General features: G+C 42.6%; 20 protein-coding genes and 1 tRNA gene. 5 read left to right on the forward strand and 16 right to left on the reverse strand.

Features of this window, described 5'->3' with window-relative positions:
- From KKF75_03525 to tadA, 5 genes are all read right to left on the reverse strand, one after another.
- Positions 1-500 (reverse strand): type II secretion system GspH family protein (locus KKF75_03525; GenBank protein MBU4381262.1); only part of this gene is annotated, 500 nt, incomplete at its 3' end.
- Positions 501-543: 43 nt separating this feature from the next.
- Positions 544-1,032, reverse strand: coding sequence for a type II secretion system GspH family protein (locus tag KKF75_03530; protein ID MBU4381263.1), 489 nt, complete (start codon positions 1,030-1,032; stop codon positions 544-546).
- Between the two features lie 115 nt (positions 1,033-1,147).
- Positions 1,148-2,362 (reverse strand): type II secretion system F family protein, encoded by a 1,215-nt coding sequence (locus KKF75_03535; GenBank protein MBU4381264.1) that lies wholly within the window; start codon positions 2,360-2,362, stop codon positions 1,148-1,150.
- On the reverse strand, positions 2,349-3,434 hold the full coding sequence (locus KKF75_03540) for a type IV pilus twitching motility protein PilT (GenBank protein MBU4381265.1): 1,086 nt from the start codon (positions 3,432-3,434) through the stop codon (positions 2,349-2,351). Before KKF75_03540 ends, KKF75_03535 begins: the two co-directional genes overlap by 14 nt.
- Before the next feature lie 89 nt (positions 3,435-3,523).
- A complete protein-coding gene (gene tadA, locus KKF75_03545) occupies positions 3,524-5,314 on the reverse strand; it encodes a Flp pilus assembly complex ATPase component TadA (protein ID MBU4381266.1) in 1,791 nt (596 codons plus the stop codon).
- Positions 5,315-5,546: 232 nt separating this feature from the next.
- On the opposite strand from tadA, the gene KKF75_03550 reads away from it, so the two are divergent.
- From KKF75_03550 to gyrA, 4 genes are read left to right on the forward strand one after another with little or no spacing between them, the layout of a single operon-like run.
- Entirely contained in the window at positions 5,547-6,179 is a 633-nt protein-coding gene (locus tag KKF75_03550; protein MBU4381267.1) for a hypothetical protein, read from the forward strand.
- Positions 6,180-6,196: 17 nt separating this feature from the next.
- Positions 6,197-8,155: a DNA gyrase subunit B gene (locus KKF75_03555; GenBank protein ID MBU4381268.1), complete on the forward strand. Its 1,959-nt coding sequence runs from the start codon at positions 6,197-6,199 to the stop codon at positions 8,153-8,155.
- A gap of 25 nt (positions 8,156-8,180) precedes the next feature.
- Positions 8,181-10,256, forward strand: a complete 2,076-nt coding sequence (locus KKF75_03560) for a sodium-translocating pyrophosphatase (protein ID MBU4381269.1) — start codon at positions 8,181-8,183, stop codon at positions 10,254-10,256.
- Between the two features lie 15 nt (positions 10,257-10,271).
- Entirely contained in the window at positions 10,272-12,779 is a 2,508-nt protein-coding gene (gene gyrA / locus KKF75_03565; protein MBU4381270.1) for a DNA gyrase subunit A, read from the forward strand.
- Here gyrA and KKF75_03570 read toward each other — a convergent pair.
- The 6 genes from KKF75_03570 to KKF75_03595 all read right to left on the reverse strand — a co-directional run bounded on the left by KKF75_03570 (position 12,776) and on the right by KKF75_03595 (position 17,233).
- Entirely contained in the window at positions 12,776-13,543 is a 768-nt protein-coding gene (locus tag KKF75_03570) for a hypothetical protein (GenBank protein ID MBU4381271.1), read from the reverse strand. The two genes, gyrA and KKF75_03570, sit on opposite strands and share 4 nt — an antisense overlap.
- 55 nt (positions 13,544-13,598) lie before the next feature.
- Positions 13,599-14,546 (reverse strand): tyrosine-type recombinase/integrase, encoded by a 948-nt coding sequence (locus tag KKF75_03575; protein MBU4381272.1) that lies wholly within the window; start codon positions 14,544-14,546, stop codon positions 13,599-13,601.
- Between the two features lie 583 nt (positions 14,547-15,129).
- Positions 15,130-15,894, reverse strand: coding sequence for a hypothetical protein (locus tag KKF75_03580; protein ID MBU4381273.1), 765 nt, complete (start codon positions 15,892-15,894; stop codon positions 15,130-15,132).
- Positions 15,887-16,378: a crossover junction endodeoxyribonuclease RuvC gene (ruvC, locus tag KKF75_03585; protein MBU4381274.1), complete on the reverse strand. Its 492-nt coding sequence runs from the start codon at positions 16,376-16,378 to the stop codon at positions 15,887-15,889. Before ruvC ends, KKF75_03580 begins: the two co-directional genes overlap by 8 nt.
- A complete protein-coding gene (locus tag KKF75_03590) occupies positions 16,375-16,911 on the reverse strand; it encodes a YebC/PmpR family DNA-binding transcriptional regulator (GenBank protein ID MBU4381275.1) in 537 nt (178 codons plus the stop codon). The genes ruvC and KKF75_03590 overlap by 4 nt, the downstream gene beginning before the upstream one ends.
- Positions 16,912-16,972: 61 nt before the next feature.
- Positions 16,973-17,233 (reverse strand): hypothetical protein, encoded by a 261-nt coding sequence (locus KKF75_03595; protein MBU4381276.1) that lies wholly within the window; start codon positions 17,231-17,233, stop codon positions 16,973-16,975.
- 1,028 nt (positions 17,234-18,261) lie between these two features.
- Between KKF75_03595 and KKF75_03600 the strand changes: the two genes are divergently transcribed.
- Positions 18,262-18,699 carry a tetratricopeptide repeat protein gene (locus KKF75_03600; GenBank protein ID MBU4381277.1) on the forward strand — a complete coding sequence of 146 codons (438 nt, stop codon included), beginning with the start codon at positions 18,262-18,264 and terminating at the stop codon, positions 18,697-18,699.
- Here KKF75_03600 and KKF75_03605 read toward each other — a convergent pair.
- From KKF75_03605 to KKF75_03625, 5 genes are all read right to left on the reverse strand, one after another.
- Complete coding sequence (locus KKF75_03605) at positions 18,691-19,404, reverse strand: hypothetical protein (GenBank protein ID MBU4381278.1); 714 nt, start codon at positions 19,402-19,404, stop codon at positions 18,691-18,693. The two genes, KKF75_03600 and KKF75_03605, sit on opposite strands and share 9 nt — an antisense overlap.
- Before the next feature lie 36 nt (positions 19,405-19,440).
- Complete coding sequence (locus KKF75_03610; protein MBU4381279.1) at positions 19,441-22,038, reverse strand: type IV secretion system DNA-binding domain-containing protein; 2,598 nt, start codon at positions 22,036-22,038, stop codon at positions 19,441-19,443.
- 104 nt (positions 22,039-22,142) lie between these two features.
- Positions 22,143-22,218: transfer RNA gene (locus KKF75_03615), tRNA-Arg, on the reverse strand.
- Between the two features lie 177 nt (positions 22,219-22,395).
- Complete coding sequence (locus KKF75_03620) at positions 22,396-23,376, reverse strand: LytR C-terminal domain-containing protein (GenBank protein ID MBU4381280.1); 981 nt, start codon at positions 23,374-23,376, stop codon at positions 22,396-22,398.
- Positions 23,377-23,564: 188 nt separating this feature from the next.
- Positions 23,565-25,280: a cation:proton antiporter gene (locus KKF75_03625; protein MBU4381281.1), complete on the reverse strand. Its 1,716-nt coding sequence runs from the start codon at positions 25,278-25,280 to the stop codon at positions 23,565-23,567.
- Positions 25,281-25,283 lie beyond the last annotated feature (3 nt).

Genomic DNA, 25,283 nt, shown 5'->3' on the forward strand with positions numbered 1-25,283 from the left:
GGTCTTATATCCAACCCTGGATCTGTCCCAATTTCGTAATAACTTACGCTGCTTCCACCATCTGTGGCATATTTAGTCTGATATTTCGCCGACTCAAACATGCTATCAAGCTCATAACCGTCGAGACCCGACGCGTAGTAGTAATGCATTGCTCCTGCAGACTCTTGGGGATCAACCGGCAGTGTTGCCAAATACTTCCCCAATCCCGGCGCATTAACTACAGTATATTGAAGCCATCCCGTACCATCAACCGCTCTAGAGCCAACATCAGAACTTCCAGTTGTGGTGGTTAAAGTTATATCACCCGATGCCAACGCCAAATCTATCGCCTTGCGCAGGTTGTCCAGATCGCTCATTCTTGTAGCGTCTCGCGACTCCGCCATCATCTGCGCTGGGTTTATAGCAACCAAAACAACACCAGTTAAAATGGCAATTATCGCAATCACAACAAGAAGTTCTACTAATGTAAAACCCTTGCGGGCAGTGTTTAACAATTTCATAATAATTCTCACCTCCAAAAAATTTAACTAAATTAACTACTTTCTATTCCGGAATGCAAACATGCGTGGTTCCAACTGCAGCAACTGCATTCTTTGTTGCTAGCGATTTAAAAGATGTTGACTCGGGAGCAAAACAAACATATACCAAATTGGTCGTGGCATTCTCACTTACTGTAAGACCATTTAACGCATCTGTCGCCGCCGTTAAATTCTTTCTAGTCTTAAATTCTGGTTTAACCTCATTCTTGGTAACCAGTTCAGTTAACCATGATGCTGCTGGAGGCAATTGACCGCCTGTTCCGGGACTATCGGCTTCGGTTGTTGTTGCCCAAGGATATTTTTGGAATGTGGTGTAATACCTTTCTACAGCATTCAAAAGCTCCGCGGCATCGGACTTGCGACCCGAATCATTGGCCTTTCTGATCTGCTCCAACGGGTTTATGGCAGAAAGAATCGCCACCGCCAAAATTCCCAAGATAACAATCACGATTAAAAGCTCTATCAGCGTAAAACCTTTTGTTGTCCTATTCATTTTCTTTCACCTCCAACAAAAAAACCACTCACACCGTGGTTTAGAATAACTTAATAACCATTAATTTTTGAACAAAAGTCGCAGGGCAGAAGACCATACAAAAACTATACCCCCTTTAGAACGATGATGTCAACTTATAAATTGGCGTGATAATCGAAATAATTAAAAGCCCTACCATTCCGCCTAAGGCTATCATGATTATTGGTTCCAACGCAGTTGAGAGATTTTTAATCACCCGATCAACCTCCATCTCGTAAAATGAGGAAACTTTTCCCAAGACCTCGTCCATTTTTCCCGTTTCTTCGCCAACCGAAACCATTTGAAAAATCAATGGGGGAAATATTGGGTCGCGAGATAAGGCTTGAGATAAAGGCAACCCCTTTTCTACAAGAATAGAGACTCTTTTCATACTGTTGCGATAAATTAAATTAGAAAGCGATATCCCAACAATGTCTAACCCCTCTACTATTGGCACGCCCGAAGAAATTAAAAGCGACAGGGTTCTAGAAAAATCCGCCATTTCGCTTTGTTTGGTTAAATTGCCAAAAATGGGCGCGCGAAGCGCAATTTTTGCAAAAAAATATTCTCCTTGGGTAGTTTTTTTAAAGCTTCTAATTCCAAACACGCTTGCTCCTAAAACCAAAAGCGCCGCCCACCATCTTTTAATAGCAAAATCGGATATTCCAATCATAATTTTGGTCGGCAAGGGAAGCTCAACATTTAGCGAGGCGTACATTTGTGTTAGCTTAGGAATAACAAACACAATAATTATCGTAAAAACCAAAACCATAGCAAGAGAGATAATGGCAGGATATACCATAGCTCCTTTAATTCTTCCCTTTACTTCCCTTTCTTTTTCCAAATTGGCACCCAACCGCAACATTATTTTATCTAAAGAGCCACTAGCTTCTCCTGCCCGCAAAAGCGCTACATAAGTTCTTCCAAAAGCTAGAGGATGTTTTGCCATAGCATTAGAAAGACTGCTCCCACCTTGCACATCTCGCAAAATTGTCTCGAGAATTGTTTTAAATGTTTTATTTCGGGCTTGAGACGACAATATTTCGAGTGACTGCGTAAGTGCCAAACCAGAAGAAAGCATTACCGAAAGCTGGGAAGTAAAATTTACCTGATCGCTAAGAGAAACCCGGTTAAAAACAGTGGTTAATCCCTCCAAAAACAAAAGGTTTGACTTGTTTTGCTTCTCTAAAGAAATAATCGAGTAGCCTTTTTTAACAAGCAATGAGGCAGCATAGGATTTAGAGGAGCCTTCCACTTCTCCCTCTACCCGGGTATCTTGAGGAGTTTTGGCTTTGTATTTAAATATCGGCATATTTTTTAGAAACAAGTCTTGCTAAATCAGCCGGCTTCATGCTGTGCTTTTTGGCTTCTTCGACTGTTATTTTTCCCGCAAACACCAAATCGGCAAGCGACATTTCCAGTGTCTTCATTCCAATATCCTGGCTGGTAACAATAATATTATCAATCTGGTGGGTTTTTCCTTCGCGAATTAAATTTTGCAAGGCTGGCGTAGTCAGCAGTATTTCACAGGCGGGAAAGCGCCCCTTATGAATTCCTGGAACCAATCTTTGCGAAATTACCCCCTCTAAGATTAGAGATAGTTGCACCCTAACTTGATTTTGCTGACTTTCGGGAAAAACATCAATAATTCTATCCACCGTTTGCGAAGCGCTGTTAGTATGCAAAGTTGCCAAAACTAAATGACCAGTTTCGGCAATGGTAATGGCGCTGGAAATTGTCTCTAAATCGCGCATTTCTCCAATTAAAACTACATTGGGGTCTTGGCGCAAAGCAGAACGCAGTGCCACTTCCCAAGAGAAGGTGTCGGTGTGAAGCTCTCTTTGGTGGATAGTAGATTTGTTATCTGTAAAAATATATTCTATCGGATCTTCTATAGTAATAATATGAGAAGAGCGACTGTTATTAATATAATTTATCATCGCCGCCAGCGTAGTCGACTTCCCTTGACCCGATGGTCCTGTAATTAAAACTAAACCTTGAGGTAGATTACAAAGCTCCTTTATAATATTGGCGGGCAAATTTAAACTTGCTAAATCAGGAACTTCAAAAGGAATTTTTCTAAACGAGGCCGCCGGCGTGCTTTTTTGCCAATACGCATTAACCCTAAATCGAGCTTTTTCGGATAAGGTATACGAAAAGTCCAAATCACGATTAATATTAAAAAGGTCTTTTTGGGCTGGAGTTGCGCAGGAAAAAATAATGTTGGAAACTTGCATTTCGGTTAATTTTCCCATCGCGTCAAGTATTTTTAATTCGCCTTCAATTCTTACGCTTGGGGGAACGCCAACCGCAAGATGCAAATCAGAGGCGCCCATATTAACCATGTCAGTCAGAAGCGATGAAACCGTAAGACTTTGATTCATACTATAACAAGATAATGCGTATCTCCAATAAATTCCTTTTTCCGAAGGAAAAGGGCGTTACAAAGTCACATGCGTTCTCGCATGGGACTTTATTCGCGGGCAACCATGAGAACCTCCTCTATGGTTGTTGTCCCTTCTAACACTTTTAAAAATCCGTCTTGAATTAAGGTTAGCATTCCTTCATCTCGCGCCACTTTTTCGATATCCTCTGCCGATTTGCGCTCCAGAATCATTTTGGTAATCTTGTCCGTTTCGGGCATAACTTCAAAAATCCCCGTCCTTCCAATATACCCAATATTCATACATTTGTCACAGCCTTTTGGTTTAAAAAGTTCGACTGTTTTTTTATTTTTGGAAACTTTTTCCGAAAAGAAGCTATTCCCCGACTTGTCGGGGAGAGATTCATCCTTGCTAAAATATTTAAGCTGTGACTCCAAATCCGACCCTAAAGTTTCTTTAATTGTTTTTTCCATTTCGGGCGGAGCCTTGTAGGCTTCCTTGCAATGCGGACAAAGCCTTCTAACCAACCGTTGAGCCAAAACCACTCGCAAGGTTGATGCCAATAAAAAGTTTTCCACCCCCATGTCTAAAAGACGAGGGATGGCACCCGCCGCCGAATTTGTGTGCAAAGTTGACAAAACCAACCTTCCAACCAAAGAGGCGTGAATAGCAAGTTCCGCCGTTTCGCCATCTCTAATTTCTCCAACCATAATTACATTGGGATCTTGACGCAAAAATGCCCGCAACGCCGAGGCAAAGGTGAATCCCGCCGCGGGATTAATCTGAACTTGATTAACTCCTTGAATTCTAATTTCCACCGGGTCTTCCACAGTGACAATATTGACCCTCACGGTATTTATCTTAGAAAGCGCAGTAGCAAGGGTAACCGTTTTTCCCGAACCAGTAGGTCCCGTAACCAAAATGATGCCGTGGGGTTTTAAAAGCGCCTCCTCAAATTTTTTTAAAGCCATGCCTCTAAGACCTAAGTCTTTTAACATTAACGATTTAGATTCATCCTTTAATAGCCTAATCACAACTTTTTCTCCCGTAACGGTAGGAAGGGTAGAAACCCGCAAGTCGGTTTCGGCTTCACCAACTTTTATTCTAAAGCGACCATCTTGAGGCTTTCTTTTTTCGTCAATTTTAAGCCCCGAGAGGATTTTAATCCTAGCAACTAAGCTTCCGTGAACAGTTTTAGGCAAGGGGGTTAGTTTTTCTTGTAAAATTCCATCAATACGATACCTGATTCTTGTTTTATCCTCCGTTGGTTCTATATGCACATCAGAGGCGCGGGATTTAACAGCAAGTTCCAAAATTGCGCTCACAATTCTAGCAACTGGGGCATCGCGGATTACTTCTTGAACTTTATTAATATCTTTGATCTGCTCTTCAATTTTAGTGGGACCAACCTCTTCCAAAGCTCGAGAAACATCTTCTCCAATACTTCGGCTGTATTGAGTTGCAATTACCTTAACAATTTCGCTTTTTAGAGCAATCTGTGGCTTGACCGTGAGACCGGTCTTTTTTTCGAGATACTCAATAATTTCCAAATCCAGCGGATCGCTCATGGCCACCTCTAAAAACCCGCCCTCGGATAAAAGGGGAATTACGGTATACTTTTTAGCAACCGATTCTGGAACCAGCTCTAAAATTTGCGGGCTTAAATTTAAGTCAGATAAATTGGCAACGGGAATTGAATAAAGAATACTTTTGGCAAAAATTATGTCCGATGGGGTGGCGTATTTTCGCGAGATAATAATGTCTTCTATTTCACGACCGGTGTTTACTCGTTCCAAACGAATTGCCGAAAGTTGGTCGGCATTTATTTTTTTATTTTCAAAGAGGATGTCTTCTACCCCCTTGCGTTTTAGATTGGTCATTTTGGGCAGTGTTAATTAGTTAATTTCGTTAGAAACAAACTCGTTTATATTTTAACACACAGTAGTATAGTACAATAGAAGATAGATGTTTATATTAAAAAATTCTAAATTAGAAATCCTAAACTCTAAACAATATCAAAATACAAATGTTCCAAATTTTTTGAACATTTGAATTTATAAAATTGTGATTTGTTTAGGATTTAGAGTTTAGATATTAGAGTTTGTTGTTTCTATGGCATCCTATCTCATCACCCAATCCACTTTTGAAAAACGCCAGGGGCGTGCCCACGAGATCTTATCCCAATTTTCTATCACAAGAGATGAGAATATCTATCTTGTAAGCGATGACACCAAAAAGGGAATTGGAATAGAGTCGATTCGCCATCTAAAAAAGTTTTTGTCTAAAAAATCCCGCGCCGGCGAGAGTAGGGGAGTATTAATTTTGGACACTCAAAGGCTTACTGTACCGGCACAAAACGCTCTTTTAAAAACCTTGGAGGAGCCTCCGCAAAATACCCAGATAATTCTTGCCAGTCCTTCGGAAAAACTGCTTTTGGAAACAATTATTTCCCGTTGCATTCTAATCTCTCTTCAAAACAACCCCCGCCCAAAGGACGACCTACCGAAGGTGGACAACTTGTTCCTTCTCCCCCCCAATGGTGTTTTGGATTTTTTTGCCACTAACCCCAAAGTCTATGCCAGCCAAAATAACGCTTTGGAGTTTTTAGAAACGCAGGAAAGTTATTTGTTATCCGATATGGACAAAATTGACCCCAAGCGACTGACAACTTTGTATAAGTATAAACCTCTAATATTTAACACCAACGCTTCGTTGAGGTTGGTGTTGGAAAATATCTTTATTTAATGTAGAATCTTAAAGTTATGCCAAAAGAAACCAAGTATTCCCAATACAACGCCGAACAAATCCAAATTCTCGAAGGACTTGATCCCGTAAGAAAACGCCCCGGAATGTATATTGGCTCAACCGACCAAACAGGTCTGCATCATTTAGTGACAGAGATAGTTAATAACGCTGTTGATGAAGCCCTAGCTGGATTTTGCAACCAAATTGTAATTTACTTTAACGCCGACAATTCCATTTCGGTAACAGACAATGGGCGGGGAATTCCAACCGATATTAAAAAAGAATACAACAAATCGGCTCTAGAACTGATGATGACCAAGCTCCACTCGGGAGGTAAGTTTGGCGAAGGGGGGTACAAAATTGCCGGTGGTCTTCATGGTGTTGGACTTTCGGTAACAAACGCCTTGTCCGAATTTTTTACCGTGGTAGTAAAGCGGGGATCCAGTTTAATGATTCAGGAATACACCAACAGCGTCCCCACCGAAGATGTTAAACCAATTTCCGAAGCAGAATTTAAAAGTAAATTCCCCAACGAATCCGACTATTTATTAAGCGGGGAATCTGGGTCTGTTTTTTACTTCTTACCTAGCAAAAAATATCTCGATACCATAGAAGTCAACCCCAAAACTTTAACCGCTCAATTTAAGGAGTACGCTTACCTTTCTTCCAAATTGCGCTTTATTATCCATAACCGCAAAGCGGGAGAAGATCGCTCTTTCTATTTTGAAAACGGCATCAAAACTTTTGTCGAAGCGATTAACAAAAACAAACAGCATATTAACGAAACTCCTTTTTTTGTTCACGAATCAAAAGGGGACATTGACTGCGAAATAGCCATCCAATACAACAATTCCTACTCCGAAACAGTTTTGTGTTTTGCCAACAACATTAGAAATCCCGAAGGGGGATCGCATTTAACTGGATTTAGGGGAGGACTGACAAAATCGCTTAATGATTATGCCAAAAAGAATGGCTTTCTTAAAGATAATGAGGAACCGCTCTCTGGCGACGATGTAAGAGAGGGTCTAACCGCAGTAATTTCAGTCAAGCTCCCCAACACCAAATTGCAGTTTGAAGGACAAACTAAATCCAAATTGGGAAATGCTGAAGTGCGACCGGCTGTCGAAAGTATTCTTAAAGAAGCTTTTGACTTTTTTCTTAATGAAAATCCCAAAGACGCCGGAAGCATTATGGAAAAAAATCTCCTTGCCTCCAAAGCCCGCAAAGCCGCCAAAGCGGCGCGCGAAAGTGTTATTAGAAAGGGCGCGCTAGAAGGAAGTATCTTGCCTGGAAAACTGGCGGACTGCCGAGAAAAAGATCCCGCCAAAGCCGAAATCTTTATTGTAGAAGGGGACTCTGCTGGCGGTAGCGCTAAACAGGGACGCGACCGCGAAACTCAAGCTATTTTACCTCTCTGGGGTAAGGTCTTAAACACCGAGCGAGCAAGGCTGGATCAAATTATCAAATCCGATAAATTTAAAACATTTATTTCGGCGCTGGGGTGTGGCATCGGAGACCAACTTAATTTAAACAAACTGCGCTACCATAAAATTATCATTATGGCAGATGCCGATGTTGACGGATCCCATATTAAAACCCTGCACTTAACTTTTTTGTTTCGCCATCTTTTACCAGTGATAGAGCGAGGCTTTGTTTATTCGGCAATGCCTCCACTTTTTAAGGCTGTCTGGGGTAAAGAAAAAAAGTATCTCGTGGACGAGGAGGAAAAAGACAAATTTGTAGCGCAAATGGCTGGAAAAAATGTTACTATTCAAAGATTTAAAGGATTGGGAGAGATGAATCCCGCGGAGTTGTGGGAAACAACGATGAATCCCGCTACCCGAAGATTAAAACAGATTACCGTGGAAAACGCCCAAGAGGCCGATGCCGTGTTTACCATGCTTATGGGAGAAGAGGTCTTGCCACGCAAAAAATTTATTATGTCCAATGCCTCGCAAGCCGAGGTAGATTCTTAAGTTTATAGATTATGGAGGATATCCTATGATTCTACTCTACATTGTTCTAGCAACTGCCCTTTTAGCCATTGTTTACACCGTCTATCTGGCAAAACTGGTACTTGCCAAACCAACAGGAACACCGGAGATGAACGAGATTGCGGGGTTTATTAGAGAGGGCGCCAATACCTACTTAAAACGCCAGTTTAAGACCATAGCTCCTTTAATTGCTGTGATTTTTGTACTCTTGCTCATAACAGCGCCTGAAAAAGACCTAGCTTTTGCCCGAGCCTTTGCCTTTTTGATGGGGTCGGCATTTAGCGCCACGATTGGAGCTTTTGGCATGAATATTGCCACCCGCGCCAATGTAAGAGTGGCACAAGCTTCTAAGTCATCCTTTAGCGAATCTCTTTCGATTGCTTTTAAAGCCGGGGCAACAACCGGAATGCTTACAGTAGGACTGGGACTTTTAGGAGCGACGATTATTTATTTATTGTTTCGTGAGAAGGCAACGCAAGTTTTAGTTGGCTTTGGATTTGGCGGATCCCTTTTGGCTTTCTTTATGAGGGTGGGAGGGGGAATTTACACTAAAGCCGCCGATGTTGGTGCCGACCTAGTTGGAAAAGTTGAGAAGGGAATACCAGAAGATGACCCCCGAAACGCCGCCGTAATCGCGGATTTAGTCGGTGATAATGTTGGAGATTGCGCCGGAATGGCAGCCGATATTTTTGAAAGTTACGAAGTGACTTTAGTCGCGGCAATGATTTTGGGTAGCGCTACCTTTGGTCTCCCAGGAGTAATTTTTCCGCTTCTGGTTCGCGCTTTGGGAATTGTCACTTCGGCAATTGGAATTCTTTCCGTTCGGGGAGACAATAAAACCCAAGATGGAATGGGAGCAATTAGAAAAGGCTTTTTGGTTGCCGCCGTTCTTTCGATTGTGGGCTTCTACTTTTTAGCAACGGGATACGCTTCGGAAATTAAATTCTTTTACGCCACTACAAGCGGACTTATTTTGGCCGTTGTAGTCTATTACATCACCGAATACTTTACTTCGGCAAAACATAAACCTGTTTTAGAAATTGCCCAATCCACTCAAACCGGACCCGCCACGACCATTTTAACCGGCTTGGTTGTGGGCTACGAATCCAGCGTTTACTCGGTTTTGGCAATAGCCGTGGCAATTATTACCGCAGTTCTGGTTTTTCCAGGAGATACTCAAGCTATTGCCTACGGTATCGCCTTAACTGGCATGGGGATGCTTACAACTACAGGAATAATCGTCAGTATGGATTCTTTTGGACCGATTGCCGACAACGCTCAAGGAATTGCCGAAATGAGCAAAATGGAAAAGGGTCTGGATATTTTAGACAAGCTGGACTCTGTTGGCAACACCACAAAGGCTGCCACCAAGGGTTTTGCCATCGGAAGCGCTGTTGTTGCCGCAACAAGCCTTTTTGAATCCTTTGTTAGCGACACACATTTGATCGGCATAGAAATAACCAAACCGATTGTTTTTGTGGGGTTGTTACTTGGAGCAACAATTCCTTTTTTGGTTTCGTCAATGACTATTCAAGCGGTATCGCGAGCAGCCTACGCCATTGTTAACGAGGTTAGAAGACAGTTTAAAGAAATTAAAGGCATTATGGAAGGAAAAGCTAAACCAGAGTACGATAAGATAGTAACCATTTGCACGGCCTCGGCTATTAAAGAGTTGGTAAATCCCGGACTAATTGCCATTGCTGTTCCAGTTGCTGTGGTATATCTGCTTGGGGTAGAGGCATTGGGTGGACTTTTAGTTGGAATGATTGCCACAGGGCAATTATTAGCCATATTTATGAGCAACGCTGGGGGCGCTTGGGACAATGCCAAAAAAGCCATAGAGGCGGGTCTCTACGGTGGAAAAGGGTCAGATGCCCACAAGGCGGCTGTTGTGGGTGACACGGTTGGAGATCCCCTAAAAGATACCGCGGGACCGGCGCTTAATCCTTTAATTAAGGTTATTAATCTTGTAGCCTTACTTGTAGCGCCAACTGTTGCCTTGTCGCACAGTCCAATTATTGGAATCGTGGCGCTGGGAATTATTATAGGAGTTTTGTATTACCAAAGACAATCTCGTCTTTGACAATAGTTTTTGCTGATGGATATTGAGCGCATGGACATTTCGGAAGAAATGAAAAAGGCCTATTTAGACTACGCTATGTCGGTTATTGTCAACCGCGCCCTTCCCGATGTTAAAGACGGGCTAAAACCAGTCCAACGACGGATTGTCTACGCCATGTCCGAGGAAGGGCACTCGTTCTCATCCAAATTTGTTAAGTGCGCCGCTGTTGTGGGAGAAGTGCTAAAAAAATACCACCCCCACGGTGATATTTCGGTGTATGATGCTTTGGTTCGCATGGGTCAAGATTTTAGTTTGCGTTATTTGCTTATTGATCCACAGGGAAACTTTGGTTCGGTTGATGGCGACCCGCCCGCCGCTATGAGGTATACCGAATGTCGCCTAGGAAAAATTGCCCAGGAACTAACTGGTGATATTGACAAAGACACAGTGGATTTTATCCCGAACTATTCCGGGGAGTATCAAGAGCCTAAGGTATTACCGGCTGTAATTCCAAATGTTTTGTTGAACGGCGCGCTCGGGATTGCGGTTGGCATGGCAACCAGCATCCCCACCCACAATTTAGGAGAGTTAATCGATGGGCTGGTATTTATGCTCGACCACCCCGATCTCCCCCCTCCTACGCACGGTCTTCTCACCCAATATACCCCCTTTGAGTCCACTGCTACAGTTGAGAACCTGATAAAGATAATTCCCGGTCCTGACTTTCCAACCGGGTGTTTGATTTATGATACCGAGGGAATAATGCAGTATTTCGCCACCGGCAAGGGAAAAGTAGTCCAAAGAGCCAAGGTAGAAATAGAAGAGGGTAAAAACGGCAAATTTACCATTGCTATTTACGAAATTCCCTTTATGGTAAACAAGGCAAATTTGGTGGAACAAATTGCCAATTTGGTCAAAAGCAAAAAAGTGGACGGTATTTCGGATATTCGCGATGAGTCTGACAGAACAGGAATGCGTGTTGCCGTGGAAATAAAAAAAGACGCCCGACCACAGCAAATTTTAAATAACCTCTTTAAACACACCGAACTGCAAAAAGCCTTTAATGTCAATATGGTGGTTTTGGTTGATGGCGAGCCCAAGCTTTTGACACTCAAGATGGTTTTGGAGGAATTTATTAGACATAGACAACAAATAGTTTTCCGAAGAACCTTGTTTTTACTCGCCAAGGCGCGCGAAAGGGAGCACATTCTCCAGGGATTAAAAATTGCGCTAGATCATATAGAAGAAGTCATCAAAATTATTAGAGCAAGCGAAACGCCAGATATCGCAAAGAGTAAGTTGATGGAAAAATTTAAGTTCTCCGAGATTCAAGCCACAGCAATCTTGGATATGCAGTTGAGGAGGCTGGCTCATTTAGAAAGACAAAAAATCGAGGAAGAGCTGTCAGCTATTTTAAAAATGATTGATGGATACAACTTGCTTTTATCATCTACGCAAAAAGGGTTGGAGCTAATTAAAGAAGAGTTTCTTAAAATAAAGACCAAGTACGCCGATCCCCGAAGAACGAAAATAATCAGATCAGAAATTACAGACTTTAGTGACGAGGAGCTAATTAAAAATGAAAAAGTTATTGTAACAATTTCAGAGGGTGGTTACATTAAACGACTTTCGCAGGACTCTTACAAAAAGCAGGGGCGGGGGGGCAAAGGCGTTAAAGGGGCAGAGCTTAAAAAAGAAGATTTTGTCTATGACATTAGAAGCTGCTCCACCCACGATGTGATGTATTTTTTTACCGATAAAGGCAAAGTTTATCAACAGCGAGTCTGGGAAATTCCCGACGCCTCAAGACAAGCTAAGGGGACACCTATTGTGAATCTGCTTAACATTGCTCAAGATGAGCGCATTACCGAGTTTGTTAACATTCCCAAGGACGCCAGCTTTAAGTTTCTTACATTTGTTACCGAAAAAGGCAATGTCAAAAAGACCGCTTTAGAGGATTTTTCTAATATTAGAACTTCGGGAATAGTTGCCATTACGCTAGCGGCCGATGATACTTTAGGATGGGTCAAGCCTACAAACGAGGGAGATTCTTTGATTTTAATTACCGCCAAGGGTAAGTCAATTAAATTTAATCAAAAAGCGCAAATCAGACAAATGGGGCGTACCGCAGCAGGCGTAAGGGGAATTAAGCTGGGGGCGGGGGATAAGGTTGTGGGATGCGAAATAGCCAATAACAGCAAAGCGGAGCTTTTAGTTGTAACCGAAAAAGGCTATGGCAAAAGAACCCCGCTTTTCGAATACCCACTGCAAAAAAGAGGTGGCAAGGGTGTAAAAACAGCCAAAGTCAGCACAAGAAATGGGAATGTTACTTGCACCAAAGTCCTTGCCGAAATTGACGCGGGTATTGAGACCGATCTTTTAATTACCTCCAAAGAAGGACAAGTAATAAGACTCCCAATAAAAACGGTGGCAAAACAAAGCCGTAGTACCCAAGGGGTAATACTTATGCGATTAAGCAAAACAGATAGTGTCTCAGCAGTTACATTGTTAGAACAATCTAAAACAGGGATTATCCCGAATTAGGGATAATCCCTAATCGAGGACCAATCTCCGACTTTAGTCCTGGTAATACTTAAGCACATAGCAGATGTTCCCAGCTTTTTCCCAATATCCTCCGCTAAACTTCTAATATATGTACCTCGCGAAACAGTAGCTCGTATTGTTGCTATTTTTGCATCTCTATCACCCCTATCTCCCTTATACCCCTTAAAGTAATCCTGCCAAGCTGTAATAACTTGTTCTCCTCTAAACTGTTTAACATTTGTACCAAGCTTTTTTAACCGCTCAAAAATTTCTTTTTCCAATTCGGAGTAGGGGAGTGTCTTAAATTTTAGAAGCTCTATCTTATATATTGCAACCTCTTTGACAGGCAAATCGGCTGGAGCTAAATTTCTATGGGCAAGTTTGTAAAGCTCTTTGCCTTTGTACTTAACCGACGAAAAAGCCGGTACTGTTTGAGTATATTTACCTACAAATTTTGCTATAGTTGCCTCTAAACTTTTCTCTGTTATCTCAATCGTTGATGGAATTTCGGGCTTTACCAATCCCAAAATATCACCACTATCTGTAGCAATTCCAAAAACCACGGTAAATTCATACTCCTTAGGAAGATCGACCAATTCCTGACATTTTTTGGTATCGTCACCAGTTAAAACAAGTAACACCCCGTCTGCCATAGGATCCAGTGTTCCCACATAACCAACCTTTTGACCAGGATAGCGCTTTTTTACCTGTCTAATTATTTCAAATGATGTTACCCCCACGGGTTTATAAGTATTTATAATCATAATTACATAGTCTTAGAGCCTGCAAGTTCTAGATTGGGGATTAACGACATACCACTCAACTTTTACCATGAAACTTCTGATACACATCTTTTAACTGTTTATTAGTGATGTGGGTATAGATTTGGGTAGTTGAGACATTAGCATGACCCAACAACTCCTGCACCGACCGTAAGTCGGCGCCAGCAATCAGAAGGTCTGTAGCGTAGGAATGGCGCAAGGTGTGAGGCGAGACATCTTGGCGAATCCCAGCTTTTAGCGCGTACCTCTTAATCAGCCTTTCTACTGACCGCACAGTTAAGCGCAAAGATTCACCCAACACATCATCTTTATCCATGGCTCGTCCTGAATATCTTAAAAACAACGGTTCAAAATCTTCGGTGCGAACTGTAAGGTAAGCTTTTAATGCCTGTTTTGCCGAATTGCTGATATAAACTGTTCTAACCTTGCGACCTTTTCCAATGACGCTAAATTCTCCACGCGAAAGTACCGCCGTAGTGAAATCATTTTTATTTAACCCTACAAGTTCCGAAACCCGCATTCCGGTGGAAAACAGAATCTCCAGCATGGCTTTGTCTCGCAAACCAGATTTTTTGTTGGGATTTTGCAAAGACAAGAGCTCTAAAACCTCGCTACGAGAAAGAAATTTAGGAACCTGCGCTTCAGATCGTCCTAGTTCAATTTTTGTCGGCGAGATGATATTGTACCCCTTGCTCAATATAAGCCATTTTACAAAACTGCGAAGTGCCACAAGATAAACTTTTTGGGTTGATCTTTTATATTCCAACTTAGACTTATTGCTCACGCGACGATTGAGATTCAACCGATATTTTTTAACCAAGTCTTCGCTGATGTCTTTTTCGCTTGCCTCATGACCTAATGCTTTAGAAGCAAACACCAAAAAGTCCTGCAGGTAAAAATGATACATTCTAATTGTGCCTTGTGACATGTTCTTTTCTAGCTCCAGATGTTCTAGGTATTCTACGAGTAGCTCTTTTAATAACATGTATTCATATTAGCAAATTTGACCAATTAGTCCAATTAGGCTAATTAGACAAATTGAACCCAACAAAACCCTTGGGGAACATAACAAACCTTACTTAAGTAATTTATTTTACTTAAGTTAACTTAAGATCCTTAAAATATTTAAGTTTTGCTCCCACAAACCCCAAGAGTAGAGCAAAACCCCTACACCCGCATTGTCGTTAAATGTATGTTTAACGACTACAGGGATGTGAAGTAGCTGTAAATAGGGATTTTGCGGGAATTTAGATGAATCCAAATTAATACAACTAAATACCGGGGGAAATAGCAATAATTGGTATTTCAGAAAATACTAGCAATATACTAAAACAATTAACAATTAAAATAATTGTTCTTTGCACTTCTCCTGTATCTCAACGAATTAGTCCAATTGAACTAATTGGTCTAATTAGACAAATTCCAATCCCCCCCACAACTTATCCACAACTATGACAAAAGCGACAGCTAAAGGCTTATAACTATGACAAACACCCATCTACACCCTATAGTATGTCAAACTAGGATAGCAGTATACTATAGGGTTTGCTAAGGCTAGTTAATGTTTTTTAGACTAAGGAGATAAAAAGAAGTATTCCCGCAAAAATTGTCAGGTACTCCAGCACCTGCTTGGTTCTAAAAGTATTTTTTTCTAGAGAATACAACGAGCTCACCAGTGTGTAAAAACCAGCGTTCACTACAAGCGATCTAAACAAGTCCTCCAAAGGAAAAAAAGCCAAAGCGTAAAAGAGCTGGGAGCAAAATAGGGCAACCACAATTGCCAGTCCCCTCCCCAACCCCAATTCCCCCTGGCTCCAAAAATAAGCCCGCCCCATAAAATAACAAACAAAAAATGTAATTGGCGTGGCGACTAACAGCAAGATAGGAATCTTGTAGATTAAAGCGACAATTAAAAACAAGGTGAATTGCACAATTAAAAAGGCAAAGGTCGATGCCGGTCGCAAAAGCGGGATTTCTATTTCTTTTTCTTCGGAAACCAAAAAAACATTTAGCGACAAAAGCGTAAAGTAGTAGATAATTGTGGCAATAACGCAAAATAAAGCGTTAAATAGCAAACTTAAGCTTTGAAAGAAATAGGAGACAAAAAACAGTGCTAGACTTAAAAAGAAAGGGATGATTAAAGAAATTAAAAAAGACTTATTTTTTCGGGCAAACCCCAACGCCAAAACTGTCACCAAAAAAGATCCCGTAAAGCCGATTAAGGCGGCTTGAAGCCTAAAACCCGCGGGAAGCAAAAAACAATAGGCCAAAAAAGCCAAGGTGATGGCAGAGGCAAGAATAAACCGCGGTCTTTTTTGAGATAATTTAAGCATAGCTTGTATAGCGATGAATTTTAACTAAATGAGTTATTGCCATGGCAAGACCATCAGCTGCGTCGTCTTGTTTAATTTTTTCTGTGAGATTAAGATATTTCGGAACCGCGAGTTGCATCTCCTTTTTTTTGGCGCGCCCGTAACCGGTCAAGACCAATTTTGCCTGCAAGGCGGTGTACTCAAAAAGTGGAATATTGCGTGTCTCGGCGGCAAGCATGATGACTCCCCTAGCCTGCCCCACGCTTAACGCCGTCTTGACATTGGTGTTAAAAAAAATCCGCTCAATGACAATTTCCTTAGGTTTATGCTTATCCAACAGCTTGCCAATTTCCTGATATAAAGTCAAAAGACGACCCGACATTACCGTATTTGCCGGCGTCGAGATACAACCATAGGAAACAACCTTGAGAGGTTTGTTTTTTACAAAGCCGATTATGCCGTAACCAGTGATGGCGGTTCCGGGGTCAATACCAATTATAATCATTCTTCTAAATTGTAAAACACATCCTGCACATCGTCGTTATCTTCCAACTCTTCCACCAATTCCAAAATTTTGGCTTTGACATTGTCCGCAACGGGAATTCTGAATCGAGGATTTTGCGGATCGTTGCCAAAAATATAAGAGGCGCACCCGGGCTCGCCCAAGGATCCCCCAAACTTATTCAGTGTTTGCCGTACTTCAGCAAGAGTTCTGTTTTTATTGTCGGTGACCACATCAATCATCAAAGCCACCCCTTCGGGTCCGTAGCCTTCATAACGCAACTCGTACATTTCTCCACCATCTCCTGCTACCCCTAAAGCGCGGTTGATAGCGCGGTCAATGTTTTCTTTGGGCATATTAGCCCCACGAGCTTTTTCTATTGCCAACCGTAAATTGGGGTTGGAATTGGGATCGCCCCCACCCTTTTTTACCGCGACAATAACCAACCGCGAGATTTTAGTAAACTCTTTGGCTCGTTTGGCATCGGTAGAGTCTTTGGCTCTTTTAATGTTGTGAGAATGTGAATGTCCTGACATATTTTTTGGGGGAGACACCCCAAAACAATTCCTTGCCTTTAGGGGTGTCTCCCCGAAATCCCTATGTAGCTTTTTTCTCCAGTACCCCAATTCTTACTTCGTGATTCTCTAATTGCTCTTCGTGACCATAAATTCTGGAGGAATGAAAAGTATGCTCCTCGTCAAATTTTTTAAACGCACCAACTAACCAATCTAGAGTATCGTATATTTTTCTTATATCCTCCCTAAACGGAGACAGTTTCTGCTCTAGTTTACTATCTAACTTAGTTTCTAAAGTTGCATCAAAATATTCTTTTGTGAGAATTTCTGTTTTCTTAGGCATGGATTTATTGTAGGAGTTAAATTGGATAAATTCAACAAGTAAAAATGTAAGTCTGACATTGACCTATAGTGACGAAAAGTGTTATAATACAGTAACTCGTGCGCGACCGTCGCGCAACCCCGCCCACGCAGGCGGGTCAAACCCCCTACCTCACAATTCTTCCCTGCCTGTGGCAGGGAGAAAGGAAAACCTCATGAAGAAGGTTAAGGTTTTTGTTGTGCTAGCGGTCGTCCTGGCCGCCCTTCCGTTGTTCGTCGTCGTCCCCCACCCTGCCGAGGCGCAGGTGACCTGCCCTGCAGGAACCTATTATCAGGTAGACCCTGGATCGCCCCAGGGGTTCTACTGTGTGGTGGGGGAACCCCCCGCCATCAACCTCTGCGCAAGAATGGGAATGGGTTCCGTCGTACGGCAACGGGTACGACCCCAAAAAGCTCCCCCTCCTGGGTCTTTTCGACAAGATGGTCGGAGATCCAATTGGGGCACTCTCCCGGATCCAACCGGGTCAACCAATCGAAGAGTGGCCTCAATACCAAAAAGATGCTATCGGCGGTGCAATCGCCGACACAGTGACCATCGGAATTTTCAGTTGGGTGGACTGGCTCTCGGGTCTTCTCGCAGAAGACTCAGACTCACCGCCCACCTCAGCTCCAGCTCCTCCGGATCCGGAACCGACTGTCGCTCCTTCCGTCTCTTCCACGACCGCAGGAAGCCCCTGCGGGTATCAGTGGAAGAGGAGAGGGGACCTAGTCTGCTCCGCCTGGTGCTTAGCACTAGACGGACAACGAACATGGGCGTTGGACGAAGGGGGATTCGCGAAGTGCGCTAACTAGCTTTTCGTCCCATCCCCCTCTCACCCGCGCGGATTTAGAGAACTCTTTCGAGAGAACCCTAGATCCGCGCGCTGTACTTTTGATTGGTTGCTTAATGAGTGTAGCGAATTTAGCAACCATCAATCCTCCGAAGCCTTGGCGTAGGAGGATAAATTACCCCCTTGACAATCTCGTTCAAGAATTTAAACTCGTAGACTAATGGAAAACCTAACCCTCCTGCAACTTACCCAAAGCGCCATAAAATGCGCCATTAACCAAAAATGGCCCGAGGCAAAACAATTCAACGAGCAAATTTTAAAAGCCTTTCCCAAAAATGTTGACGCCTTAAATCGCCTTGGAACCACCTACATTAACCTTGCGGATTCTGCCAAAGCCAAAAGTTGTTTTTCTAAAGCTCTAAAAATTGATCCTCTTAACACCATTGCCACCAAAAACCTTAAAATCTTAAAGTCAAAAAAAGCTACTCATTCAGTTGTTGTTCCAGAAAAATATAACTTAAAGGGCGCAATAAAGGAGCCGGATAAAAATAACCGACAAAAAACCAAGCCTTACATCAGGCACGCTACCTTAGAAGAATACGAGCTCTCCATTCCCGACACGGACTTTGACGACTCTGACACCGAAGGATTATCTTAAGTCGTCGTCCTGCACCACACGAGCAGATTTTTCTTTCTCCTCTTTTTCAGCAGTTTCCTTTTTGGCAGTCGCTTTCTTTTTTTCTTCTTTCTCCTCTTTTACTTTCTCTTCTGCCTCTACTTTAACCTCTTTAGCTGGTTCTTCTTTTACCACAACCTTTTGTGGAACCGCTTCTTCTCTTCTTTCGTCATGAACCTCGCGACCTGCGACTGTTTCCATGCTAGCGTAAGGAGATTGGGGGTTTTCCTCGGGCAACAAGACTGTGGCTTCGTCTCCTTCTTGAGCCTGCCATCTCTCCACCGCCTCTGGGTACAATTTGTAGGAACCGCTGGAAGTAACAATGACCCATTTGCCTTCTTTCTTGGCAATGACTCCAGTTTCTTTTTTTCTTTTAACCCTTTTGTATTGCAAAAAGTAGGCCTTGCCTCGCGGATCTAATCTATCTAGCTTTAAGGTATCTCCCACAACAAGACCTGCTTTTACAATATAAATAGGAGCTACATCGTAGACCTTACCGTCAGTGCAGGTCGCTTTTAGACCATCAAAAATACCCGTCATTAAAGGTCTATCCGAAACTCGCGACTCCTCCCTTTTGCCATGAGAAAACTCCCGAGAAGAACCTCCCATAATTTCCATTGCCAAATTAAGTGAGGACACAGCCGCAGAAAGAGAACTTTTTACCAGTTGAGTTTGTCTGTCATCCATAATTACTCACCTCCTTAAATTTAGAAAATTGGGGTACTACCCCGTAGGGGTAGTACCCCCTCGAATTTTGTATTCTCCTTCTATCTTGTTATCTATTGATTCCGTATCTTGTTCTATTTTGGTTTCTGTTTTCCCTCTCTGTTCCTCCGCGATTGCCATGCCTAAATCAAACGGTCGCTCCACCCACTTGCGAATTCTATCTTCTACATCAGCCAACGGTCGAGAATACTTTTGACGGCTTAAATTAAGAATTTTTTCGGTGTTGTTGGTCCATTCTTCTTTTGTGGGAGGAGGAATAGAAACACCCGAAAACGGCGCGCTGGTCATACCATCAATAATTAATTTAATGTAAAAATGGTGCGCCTCCAAATTTATTAAATCGTTTTCGGTAAAAACCGGGGCGAACTCGGGTTCCAATATTTTGGCGTCCTGTGCGCCTAAGGTTAAAGCGATGATTGATCCCACATTGCCAAAAATTGCCATTTGCATTTCTTCGGGAATTTGCGCCGTGTATTGGTGGGTCAGATGGAGAGCCAATCGGTATTTTCGCGCTTCGGACAAAATACCCGCAAACGATTCGGAGGCAAAATTTTGAAATTCGTCAACATACAAATAAAACGGCGTTCTGTTTTCCCAGGGCACATCCACCCTCTGCATCACGGTAAAAAAGAGCCGAGCTACGAGTAACGATCCTAGCAAGTTGCTGTTATCCTCCCCGATTCTTCCTTTTGCCAAATTAACGAGTAAGATTTTTTTGTTATCCATAATATCCGTCAAGTCAATGGTTGATGTTCTCTGCCCCAATAAATTTCTAATAGTTGAAGATGATAAAAACCTCCCCACTTTATTTTGAATTGGAGACAAAGCTTCGGATGATAACGATTGGTTGCCCTTCATAGCCTTAAATTCCTTTTCCCAAAAGTCAATGATTACTGGGTCGTTGATGCGATGTGTAATGTACTTGCGGTAGTTATCATCCGCCAAAACACGAGTAAGCCCCAGCATTGTTGTTCCTGGAACTTCAAGCAATGTCAAAATAGCATTATTGAGCAGGTATTCCAATCGAGGACCCCACGATATTTGCCCAAAGTGTTTCTTAAAAACTGAGAGTAACCCCGACGCCATGAGATTTTTTTGTGCGGGATTAGAGCACTCCAACAAATTTAAACCCACAGGATATTGGGCATCGGAAGGATCTAAAACAATCACATCGTTAATCCTGTTATCGGGAACATTGCGCAAAATGTGTTCCACCAGCTCACCATGCGGATCCATAACACCCACCCCATTGCCATTTTTCATATCCTGAATAATCATATTTTCAAAAATCGTGGACTTGCCCGTTCCCGTTTTTCCGACTAAATAAGTGTGGCGACAACGATCTTCGCTTTTAACATCGTCATTTTTAATCCCAAATTTTACCTGCCGATCTCTAAAAGTGGTGCGACCGATATAGGTGCAGTTCTCGGTAGGCAGATTGATCGGCGGCTCTCCCCTTTTGGCAAGGCTCCAACTAATGCTCGGAGTTTCTACGGAAGCTGATGGTAGATGAAAAATAGATGCCAGCTCGTCGGTGGATAAAATAAAACTATCCGAAGTGGAAAATTTACGAGATGATAAATCGTCAAAGCTGGAAATCCCACTGGCTGTAAAACTGTTGAGATTGGAGGTTCCATATTGCTTAAATGAGGCAGTGAGACTTTTAAGGTGGGTGTTTGCTGTAGCCTCGTCGGGGCTGGCGACCGCAATTCTGATAATGGTTTCGAACCCCATTTTGGACAATTTTAACTCAATTGACTCTAATTCCCCTTTTTGACCCTCGGACAAAACTGCCGCCCTTTCAGGCTCTGGTCTAGCGGGTAACTGGCGTTGTGGAATGTAAGCTTCACCGGTATAAAAAACTCTTTTGGGGATGTTTCCAAGTACCGCCATAATTTCCTCACCAAAAGATTTAAAAATATCTTTTAAACCCCAACCCGCGGATTGTGTACCCATTTTAACCATCTCCACATACTGATACCCTGTGGACTGCCAACCATCAGCGATTGGGCGAACCAAAACTTGAACAAATGCTTTACTCTTTTGACTAACCTCCTCGATTGATGAGGTTAACGCAGATAGCGGATCGACCTCAAAATCGCGAAAAGTGCGAATGGGAAAGTAATTTTCCTTAACATGCTTAAGATAGATGGATGCAAAGCAAGGAAATTTGTCATCGGTTTTTATGTAATCTGCGGTTACCGTAATCTGCGCGTTGGGATATTGGGCATAGATTTGGCTTTCTACATACGATTGGAGTTGGTGCGGTAAAGTGCAATAAAAAACCACGCCTTCGCTGTCGGCGGCAATTTCAAATGTGATGTGTTCTTGGATTCCGGGAGTAAATTTTAAAAGCCCATGTAGCGCCGAAAACATTTGCTCGGCGGCAACAGGAGCTGCCAAAAGCTCAAAATGTTCGCCTTCGATAACTTTGGGAACCTTAATAACCAAGACAGTGTCCGGGGAAACAACCAAAGCCAAGTCCGCATTCTGAAAAGATTTCTTTTTGTGACTTGTCAGCTCGCGATAGGCAAGGTATATAGAGACTGCCAGCACACCAATTGCGATGGTAATCAATTTAAGTATTTCGTTCATGGTTGTCGTTCTCTCTCCTCACATTATGATGCGCATAAAATAACCCCCTCGTCAACAGTTTCTCCCTTCTATTCCCTCTGCTCCCTCTAATCCCTCTAATTTATTGGTGCCACCGGTGGGAGTTGAACCCACAACCTCCTCCTTAGGACGGAGTTGCTCTATCCATTGAGCTACGGTGACTAGTGTTACGGAATTGCTTCCCGCCCGCATCGCCTAACGGCTCAGCGTTTGGCGGGCGCGGTATCCATTAAGCTACGACGACATGTTATCCCCCATTGTACTACACCTAAACCAAACGACAATCAGGGCGCAATTAGCGCCCTGATTTAGAAAGGAGAGAGACCTGTAAAAATTTTATCAAAGGCTACCTATCTTGTCAACTCCAACAACCACAATAATATCCGCCCGGTAGGCGTTTGAAGTATAGACCGACAAATCATCTTGCCAAAGAATTGTTTTTAAATTTAAGTTTTGCGAGATGGTTTTTAGAGTTTGGGGGTAGGAGTTGCCATTGTAGGCGACGACGCTTTGATCAAAAATTTGTTCGCTGTTCTGCGCGTCCAGCACATACAAACCGGAATTCTTTAGAATGCGACCCATTTGCGTTGCCAGCCCTGGCTCTTGGGTAGCGTTTAAAACCAATACTTTTGCACCCTCCTCACCTAAGATTCGTTCGTTGAGGGTTTGCTGCCACAGAAAATCAAATTTTGCGCCGTCGCCTCCCGCATCAATCGCTACAGTTGAGACCTCCGACTTTTTAGCGGTTTTCATAAAATTAGCCAGCAAAAAGACTTCAGGCAGAGAAAGATTGGTTTTGACACCATCTCGAGCAAACTTGGCGTTTTCCTTTAGGCTCAACAAAAACTTGGCATAATTTCCCTCACCAATTTCACCTTTTTCAAAATCTCCTAAAATCGTTTTGACAACTTTTTCTCCATTGGTATCGCAACTAATATAGCGATTTACCGCCAAAGCGTATTTTGTTCCTATTTCCCTAATTTCTCCTTCGGGAAAAAGTAAATACTGATAACTACCCAAATCAGGCACTACCCGTAGTAAACCGTAAGATCCCCCATCGTTTTTACCAAACAATACATTAAGGCTAGACCTGCCGTCCCAAGCGGTTGTAACCCCAGCATAGTTGTCGGACGCTGAAACAAAAGGGGCTTTAAAAAGATTAAAAACCGAAAGCGCGTACAAAACAGCGCCAGAAAATAGCACGCAACAGATACCAAAAAGCACCAAACGGACTTTTTTAAAGAATTTTTTTACCGCATGGGCTTGTTTCCAAGAGCGGGTATGGCGGGTTCTTTTGGGGCGCAGGGTTTTTCGTGGCATTGGGGTTATCTTACAAACACCTGAATAGGCTTGCCACAAGCGGTTTACTATCTACGATAACTTATAGTCTTGTTATTCCTAGCTATGGGATAAGTTAGAGGGTATGTGGAAGTATTTATATTCCTCCAAATTCCCCTAGAATCCCCTAGAATCCTTTAAGGGACTTTAAGGGAATCTATGGGATTTTACTAATATCTATAACCCTTGCGGGCTTTTGCCAACAGTGATTCCACTTTCTCCAACTCAAAATCCAAAAAATACAGCGCGTGGCGCGCTAAAGAAATGGACGCTTCAAACTCTGGCTCTACAACACGCGACACGCCCCTTATTTTAAGTCGGGCGGCATCCTTATCCTTGTGAGCGCGAGCAATAAATTTTGCCGTGGAGTTTAGTCGCAAGCAGTGTCCTAAAATTGCCTCGCTATCGTTTACATCGGGCACGGCAACCAAAACCGCCGTACAACTTTTTATGCCCGATGCAATAAGTATCTCCTCATTTGTGGCATCTCCGTAAACAAACGGTTTCCCTTTACTCTTCAAATCTTTTAAGTGGGGAAGGTGGTAATCTATAACTACGAAAGGCATTTGCGCCAAATCAAGAATGAACGCCACCTGCCTCCCTACTCTCCCATACCCCACGATGATAATGTGATCCCGCAGATTCTCTTGATCCTTTTTAGGAAAACTTACTTCCGAATCGTGTCCCGCAACTACTTTTTGATATATTTTAGGAGAATATCTTTTCAAAAATTTAAGCAGATAGAGGTACATTTTGTACGCAACGGACATCATAATTGGCGTTAGCGCCATAGACAAAACCACCACCATAGTCAAAATATTAAAGATTCTATTATCAAAAATTTGTTCGTCTAGGGCAATTCGTCCCAAGATAAAAGAAAACTCCCCGACCCCAAACATGGCGCAGGCCGTTAAAAACGCCACTTTAGTATGAAGCTTAAAATTTAAACACAGCAAAAACACCGTCAAGACTTTTATGACCAATACAAAAATTAAAAGGATGATGATGGCTCCCACAGACGACGGGTTAAAATTTGAGGAGGCGAAGTACCCAATGGAGACAAAAAATAAACAGGCGAACAAATCTCTAACTGGTCTAATTTGGGCAAAAACTTCGTGATTAACCGTGGCGGTGCTTAAAATTACCCCTGCCAAAAACGCTCCTACGGCAAAGGGCAACCCCAGCTCATAGGCAAAGGAAGCAAACAGTAGCGCAAATGCAAAGCTGACGAGCAATAGCAACTCGTTGGACGATGCGATTGCCAGTTTTTTGAATAGGTACGGAATCGTTTTCCTACCAAATATTAGTGTTAAATAAAACAAAAATCCCGCCTTTGCAATTGGTATTAGTATTTCCCACACTCCTATTTTTCCGCTAAAAAGCGTTAGCAACACCATTATTGGTAATACCGCTAAATCCTGCACCACCAGCCACCCCAAACTTAACTCCCCATAAATCGAATTGGTTTCTCCCCGATCATAAAGAGCCTTTGCTACAACAGCGGTAGAGGTTAAGGAGATAGCCAGTGATAAAAATAACGCCTGCAGATAACTGATACCCAACACCACGGGAAAAAGAAAGAACCCCACCGTTGCCACAATTGCAATCTGCGCCAAAGCCCCCAAAACTGCCGGTTTTCCCACAACCTTTAAATGATCCAGGTTAAATTCTATGCCCAAAGTAAAAAGCAAAAGGGCAATCCCAATTTCCGAAAAAAAGTTTACGAACTCGGGATTTTCTATTCTTGCGGAGAACAAAGCTCCAAAGACCGCCCCAGCAAACAAGTAACCAACTATTACCGGAAGCCGTAGTTTGTGGGCAATCATTCCACCGACAAAAGCAACCGAAATGATAATAGCAATTTGTAGTATTAACGGCGGAAGCATTGT

It is taken from the genome of Patescibacteria group bacterium (assembly GCA_018896215.1).
In the GTDB taxonomy this organism is placed as follows: Bacteria; Patescibacteriota; WWE3; order 0-14-0-20-40-13; family 0-14-0-20-40-13; genus JAHINB01.

Bases quoted from the DNA above. Each gene is read 5' to 3' on its own strand.
- KKF75_03530 (MBU4381263.1), bottom strand. From the start codon at position 1,032: ATGAATAGGACAACAAAAGGTTTTACGCTGATAGAGCTTTTAATCGTG.
- KKF75_03535 (MBU4381264.1), bottom strand. From the start codon at position 2,362: ATGCCGATATTTAAATACAAAGCCAAAACTCCTCAAGATACCCGGGTA.
- KKF75_03540 (MBU4381265.1), bottom strand. From the start codon at position 3,434: ATGAATCAAAGTCTTACGGTTTCATCGCTTCTGACTGACATGGTTAAT.
- tadA (MBU4381266.1), bottom strand. From the start codon at position 5,314: ATGACCAATCTAAAACGCAAGGGGGTAGAAGACATCCTCTTTGAAAAT.
- KKF75_03550 (MBU4381267.1), top strand. From the start codon at position 5,547: ATGGCATCCTATCTCATCACCCAATCCACTTTTGAAAAACGCCAGGGG.
- KKF75_03555 (MBU4381268.1), top strand. From the start codon at position 6,197: ATGCCAAAAGAAACCAAGTATTCCCAATACAACGCCGAACAAATCCAA.
- KKF75_03560 (MBU4381269.1), top strand. From the start codon at position 8,181: ATGATTCTACTCTACATTGTTCTAGCAACTGCCCTTTTAGCCATTGTT.
- gyrA (MBU4381270.1), top strand. From the start codon at position 10,272: ATGGATATTGAGCGCATGGACATTTCGGAAGAAATGAAAAAGGCCTAT.
- KKF75_03570 (MBU4381271.1), bottom strand. From the start codon at position 13,543: ATGATTATAAATACTTATAAACCCGTGGGGGTAACATCATTTGAAATA.
- KKF75_03575 (MBU4381272.1), bottom strand. From the start codon at position 14,546: ATGTTATTAAAAGAGCTACTCGTAGAATACCTAGAACATCTGGAGCTA.
- KKF75_03580 (MBU4381273.1), bottom strand. From the start codon at position 15,894: ATGCTTAAATTATCTCAAAAAAGACCGCGGTTTATTCTTGCCTCTGCC.
- ruvC (MBU4381274.1), bottom strand. From the start codon at position 16,378: ATGATTATAATTGGTATTGACCCCGGAACCGCCATCACTGGTTACGGC.
- KKF75_03590 (MBU4381275.1), bottom strand. From the start codon at position 16,911: ATGTCAGGACATTCACATTCTCACAACATTAAAAGAGCCAAAGACTCT.
- KKF75_03595 (MBU4381276.1), bottom strand. From the start codon at position 17,233: ATGCCTAAGAAAACAGAAATTCTCACAAAAGAATATTTTGATGCAACT.
- KKF75_03600 (MBU4381277.1), top strand. From the start codon at position 18,262: ATGGAAAACCTAACCCTCCTGCAACTTACCCAAAGCGCCATAAAATGC.
- KKF75_03605 (MBU4381278.1), bottom strand. From the start codon at position 19,404: ATGGATGACAGACAAACTCAACTGGTAAAAAGTTCTCTTTCTGCGGCT.
- KKF75_03610 (MBU4381279.1), bottom strand. From the start codon at position 22,038: ATGAACGAAATACTTAAATTGATTACCATCGCAATTGGTGTGCTGGCA.
- KKF75_03620 (MBU4381280.1), bottom strand. From the start codon at position 23,376: ATGCCACGAAAAACCCTGCGCCCCAAAAGAACCCGCCATACCCGCTCT.
- KKF75_03625 (MBU4381281.1), bottom strand. From the start codon at position 25,280: ATGCTTCCGCCGTTAATACTACAAATTGCTATTATCATTTCGGTTGCT.